Genomic DNA, 4,930 nt, shown 5'->3' on the forward strand with positions numbered 1-4,930 from the left:
CTCTAAGTGCCTCCTTCGCTTCTGCTTGGTGTTCCCGTGCATGTTGCGCCATGCGGAGCTTCTTCTTGCGCAGGGTTGACTTCTTCGTATGTTTCCGCTGTTTAGCCACGGACGTTCGCCTCCTGCTTAGCGAATAGGTCGTTGGATTGGTCATTTAAGTACTGATTGACGAACTCTGACATGAGAGCCACGATGGCTGACTTATCACCATCACGAATTCCTCCAGTTTTTGCAAGTGAGTCGAACAGCTGACCAAGCAAGAACGGTAGTGAACCATTTTCGCCGGGCATATCGACATGCAGCCCGTCCTTTTCAAGTGAGACAATCAGCCGTTGCGGACCAAATTCATTGAATTTCTGGGTGATAACGTCGTCACTGCTATCAACTTGACATTCGACATCGTCCATAGCGGCTCTAAGTAAATCAAACACATTCATTATTTTTCCTCCTTGGCTTCAGTTACTGTGACTTCGATTCTTGGCTCGTCTGAATAGTACTTGTGACAGCTGACGTCCGTGATGAGATTGTCGTCCTCCCACACGATGCCGGTCAGCGCGTCCTCAACGAGCTTGAGGTAGTTGGACGCGTCAGGCTTCACAATCGGCCGGTGCTCGCCTCGTAGACGCCGCCCGCGCTCCACCTTACTGATTGACCGCTGTACGTGCCGGTAGACCTTGACGTCCACCTTGAGTGCCTTGTCGCGTAAGATGGGACCGTGATACTTGAGCTTGGCCTCTTGACTGACGAATCGTTTGTAGTCCCGCGACCGTTTGGGGTCGTATGCGTGGCCATTTGAGAAGCGCGGGCGCCCGGCGGGGACAGGCTCACCGATGATCACTAGGTGGGCTAACGGTTCACCCTTGCGTACGAGTGGGTGCTCTCGCAGGGTAAGCTCTATACCGTCCTTGTAGTACTTAATCGTCATGATGTGGCCCCCTATCGCTGCTGGACTTGAAGTCCGTCACGATAGTCAGGATGGATATCATAACCGCCAGTACCACAAACACAAATGTGACAATACCTGTCATCTCCTACACCTCCAGCGGCAGTTCAGCCTGCTGCATCATCATCTTGGTGGCGGTGGTAGGCTCCCAGTCATGAATGTACTTGATGGCGCGATCGTGGTCCTTCTGCCGAATCTGTGTCCGGGAACCAACACCACAGACGTAGTTCAGGCCACCGTTGATGTCCTTATACAGGGCTGACCGCTGATCACGTGTCAACTGCAAGTGGTGGGTCTGGATGTAATCGTTGACTGCACGTCCAACGCCATGACTAATTTCTGCGTACTGTCCCGGGTCCAGCTTTTGGTTGGACTCGAAGTCGTCCATGCGCTCCTCAACACCGGTTAGTCGTTCGTTAGCCCGATTGGCGTTCTCCATGACTAGCATCAACTTTTCCTCGGGGGTCATCGGCAAGCTGGCCTGTGATTCCATGGCATTAAACGCTTCGATATAGTCCATCTTGAACTCGAGTGCCGTCTTACCAGTGAAGCCCATCGCCAGCAATGAGAATCCATCACGATTCATGTAGTACCCGCGCCGGTCCCGTCCGTAGGAATCCGGTAAGCTGGCTTCCAAGAACATCTGCGCAAAATTGCGCACATCTTTCAGGTCGTCAATTGCCCGCAGTACATCGCGGTGATTCTTACCAAAGGTGTCTGCTACTTGCAGGCTAGTCGTGACTGCCTGCCGGTTCTTCATGATTACTAGATTTTTCATTTCCTAGTCCTCCCGTTCCGCGAGTGTATCGCCCATCCGGTCCCACTGCGCCTGTCTGACCACTTCGTCAATTTCTGCAGGGAAGGCGGTCCCGGCGTCATACATAAACGACTCGAACCGCCGTTTAGTGAAGATAGCCTCCGCATGCACGCCCCGGTCACTCTTGACTTCAAAGGTGTGCGGCGAGAAATAGATCTCCGTATCGCCCCGCACGCTGTGTATCAGCGTGTAGTCGTTGAAGTCGTTCGTCATAAACCGTGGATTGAGATGCTCCCAGCTGTACCGCACACCCTTGTAGATGATTGCCATCACGATGTCCCGGACTTGCTCGCGTCCCTTGACCGTGGCTTGTACGCCACTTGCCCGGACGTGGAGCTTACCTTCCTCGGCAATGATCGTTAGCTTACGGCTGTAGACACCCGCCGCTACTGCTTCCTGTACTTGCATGGCTGTACCTCCTTGCATTTCAGGCTGTTTACTCATGCTTCTGCCCCTTCCTTCTCCGGCCGCCGTGCCTTGAACTTCTTGATTCGCGCGTCCAGTGCTGCCTGCTGTTCGGGGCTTAGCTTGCCGTCCGAGACAGGCTTCTCAGGCGTGTCTTGAGCCCACGTTGGCAGTGTCTCCTTGGCAGGTGTCGGCTTGCGGCCGCTGTGCTCGCTCTTCATGCGGCGGTCATGGTCCTCGGCCGCCTTCTTGGCCTGGTCGAGGGTGGAGATATCCCGTTTCTGCCACCCCTCAATCACGGCCCGCATGTACTTGAGTGATCCAGCGGCCTTGACCTGATGCTCACCGGCAATGGTGATTGCGAAGTCCACCACGTCGGCAGGCAAGGCATCTAACCACTCGTTGATCTCAGGCATGGCGATGGCGTTTGGGAATCCCCAAAGCTCGGTCCACTTGTCGATGACATTTGCTCGGGTGATGCCCGCGTCGTCATCGTCTGTTTCGTTTTGTTTAGTTTCGTTTTGTTTAATTAATGCGCTACTCCCTTGTACGCTGGTTTGTGTACTCCGTTGTGTACTGTCTTGTACACTCCTTTGTATACTCCCTTGTGCACTATCTGACGTATAAAGTACACAAACGCGGTAGGAAGTAGCTTTTCGACCATTAGAACTAAAATCGATGAGGTTAAGTTGTTTGAGGACGTTCCGGTTCTTGACGATGCCGGATCGTGACAGCCCCGACAGTGATTCAAGCGTTGCATTAGCGGCTGTAAACCATGTGGACCAGCCGGCCTTGTTATTGATGGACATCAGGGTGTACCACAATGAAACCTGGCCTGCTGATAGCTTCTGTTTGTATAGCCGATAATCGTCAAACGCTCGAATTTGCATAAGGTAGTTCAAACCAACACCCCCTAATCAATCAGTTCATCAGCATCGATGATGTCGCCCAGAACCTTAGTTGACCGACAGTAGTCGCACGTCTCACAGCGCTCCGGTTCTTCCTGGCCATCGATGATGGACTTGAATCGGTGTTCCTGATCCTTGACCCGCCACATCGCATCATCTAGCTTGTCCTGCGGTATTGAGATGACCGCCTTGTCGGGCGGGTCTTGCTTGGTGACTGCAACAATGTAGGGCGTACATAGCACACCGTACTGTTGACGAACTAGCTCTTGGTAGACGGCCATTTGGAGCTGGTAGTCGTAGGCATAGACGAATGGGACGTAGCGCCGTGTGCGGGTATCCCAGACCCGCTTGTGTAGGTCCTGCGTGGTCTTTAAGTCGAGGAAGATGCCTCGCTCAAGGTTCAAGCAGTCCAGCTTGCCCATCCAGTCGATACCGTCAATCGTCCCGGTGACAATCGATTCCTTGGCACCCTGGTAGAGTGCCTGGAAAGTTGCATCGCCGTCTAGTGTCTTGATCATGCTCTCGGACACCTTGTATGGTGCCTTAAGTTGGCCCTTAGTTTTGCCCCTAGTAGAAAGCATCACGTCCTTGTGAGCTTCTACGAAGCGTTTATGGGACGCCGGGGACTCAAAGTAGCTGTGGAGGTAATTACCGACCAGCAAGGCCGTTGGGTCTCGCTGGGGCTTCCAGTCGCCTCTTAGTTCTGCCAGTGCTTCGGCCTCGCAAGCGATGAACTTTTTGAACCACGTTGGGCTCATGTAGGATCGATTGGCCGCGTTGCTGTAGTAATTAGTCGAACTTAGAGTGAACCCCGTTGTTGAAGAGGTCCGTTCGCTCGGTGCCGTCTGCATCACTGTCATCCTCCTTTTTGTCAATGTCTTTGATCAAGCTGTTCGCCGTTTCGCTGTCGGTCAATGATTCGGCCGATGCGGATTGCTCCGATACTGACTCGCTGGCAACTGATTCTGACGCGCTCTCGCTCTTCTGGGGAGCTTCTGACGTCTCCGAGGTGTCCTTGGCAGTCCCCGGTTCAATCAGGTCAGCAACGGTCTTCTTCGGTGTCACATCCTTGGCAGGCTGGTCGTCGTCATACTCGGCTTCCGTCGAATCGTTGATGGCCTTCACGAACAGGTCGTTGTCGGTCGAAGAGTTGATGTAGAGCTTAGCGGCCCGATTGATGATCGTCCGTTGAGCCATTTCCTGACCGAATTTCTGTTGCACGTTGTGAGTTCGCGATTGTGACCAGCTGGCGTCGATTTCCTTCTTGGTCATGACCGTCCATACCTTATGGCCATCTTCTTGGAGCACATAGGCAAATGCCCCGATGATAGGATTATCGCGATTCTCAAACTTTGGCTGATACTTGGTGACGATCAGGTTCATCTCGTCATCAGCGCCAATCTCGAATCCGTCACCCTTGAAGACTGCCTGGGCTTTGATGTCCTTGACCGATGACAGCTGTTTAAGTACCGTCACCGAACCAAAGTAGGACCGCTGTAAGGTGCATTGCTTGCCGTATGGGATGAAGTAGCATTGGTTCTTAGCCGGTGATAGCCCCTGGATAGCCATGTTGAGCAAGGCCTTCGATACTGACCGTGGGTCGCACTTCTCAAGCATCGATGGTCCCTTGGAGTCGTCCGATAGGATAAGCCAAGCGGCGTTGAGGGCGTTCCCGACTGAGTAGCTTGGTGGGAGCTTTAAGCCCTCGTTTTTTTGCATGTTGTTGATTTCGTTTTGAACCGAAACCACTAATTCATTTGCCATTTACTTAACCTCCAATTCCGGATTCCAGTTGACCAGAGCGTCCTTAGCACTGTATAGGCGATTCAAATCGTCGTCGGTGACTTGGTACCCCGG

The 4,930-nt window shown here is 53.1% G+C and carries 7 protein-coding genes; all 7 read right to left on the reverse strand.

Annotation, left to right across the window (positions count from 1 at the left end):
* Positions 1-101: 101 nt before the first annotated feature.
* The 7 genes from FD37_RS08750 to FD37_RS08780 all read right to left on the reverse strand — a co-directional run bounded on the left by FD37_RS08750 (position 102) and on the right by FD37_RS08780 (position 4,837).
* Positions 102-437 (reverse strand): hypothetical protein, encoded by a 336-nt coding sequence (locus FD37_RS08750; RefSeq protein WP_056964864.1) that lies wholly within the window; start codon positions 435-437, stop codon positions 102-104.
* The gene (locus tag FD37_RS08755) at positions 437-925 is read right to left on the reverse strand and encodes a RusA family crossover junction endodeoxyribonuclease (protein ID WP_082605163.1); all 489 of its coding nucleotides are present in this window, start codon (positions 923-925) and stop codon (positions 437-439) included. The genes FD37_RS08750 and FD37_RS08755 overlap by 1 nt, the downstream gene beginning before the upstream one ends.
* A 106-nt stretch (positions 926-1,031) precedes the next feature.
* The gene (locus tag FD37_RS08760) at positions 1,032-1,721 is read right to left on the reverse strand and encodes a Rha family transcriptional regulator (protein WP_056964866.1); all 690 of its coding nucleotides are present in this window, start codon (positions 1,719-1,721) and stop codon (positions 1,032-1,034) included.
* Between the two features lie 3 nt (positions 1,722-1,724).
* Complete coding sequence (locus FD37_RS08765; RefSeq protein WP_147007793.1) at positions 1,725-2,168, reverse strand: hypothetical protein; 444 nt, start codon at positions 2,166-2,168, stop codon at positions 1,725-1,727.
* 32 nt (positions 2,169-2,200) lie between these two features.
* Entirely contained in the window at positions 2,201-3,067 is an 867-nt protein-coding gene (locus tag FD37_RS08770) for a DnaD domain protein (RefSeq protein WP_056964871.1), read from the reverse strand.
* An 11-nt stretch (positions 3,068-3,078) separates the two neighbouring features.
* Positions 3,079-3,933, reverse strand: coding sequence for a PD-(D/E)XK nuclease-like domain-containing protein (locus FD37_RS08775; protein WP_082605164.1), 855 nt, complete (start codon positions 3,931-3,933; stop codon positions 3,079-3,081).
* On the reverse strand, positions 3,863-4,837 hold the full coding sequence (locus FD37_RS08780; protein ID WP_082605165.1) for a recombinase RecT: 975 nt from the start codon (positions 4,835-4,837) through the stop codon (positions 3,863-3,865). The genes FD37_RS08775 and FD37_RS08780 overlap by 71 nt, the downstream gene beginning before the upstream one ends.
* Positions 4,838-4,930: the final 93 nt, after the last annotated feature.

This window comes from Levilactobacillus spicheri DSM 15429 (genome assembly GCF_001435095.1).
Lineage (GTDB): Bacteria > Bacillota > Bacilli > Lactobacillales > Lactobacillaceae > Levilactobacillus > Levilactobacillus spicheri.

Coding starts and splice junctions, on each gene's coding strand:
- FD37_RS08780 (WP_082605165.1), bottom strand. CDS start 4,837: ATGGCAAATGAATTAGTGGTTTCGGTTCAAAACGAAATCAACAACATG.
- FD37_RS08755 (WP_082605163.1), bottom strand. CDS start 925: ATGACGATTAAGTACTACAAGGACGGTATAGAGCTTACCCTGCGAGAG.
- FD37_RS08775 (WP_082605164.1), bottom strand. CDS start 3,933: ATGACAGTGATGCAGACGGCACCGAGCGAACGGACCTCTTCAACAACG.
- FD37_RS08765 (WP_147007793.1), bottom strand. CDS start 2,168: ATGCAAGTACAGGAAGCAGTAGCGGCGGGTGTCTACAGCCGTAAGCTA.
- FD37_RS08760 (WP_056964866.1), bottom strand. CDS start 1,721: ATGAAAAATCTAGTAATCATGAAGAACCGGCAGGCAGTCACGACTAGC.
- FD37_RS08750 (WP_056964864.1), bottom strand. CDS start 437: ATGAATGTGTTTGATTTACTTAGAGCCGCTATGGACGATGTCGAATGT.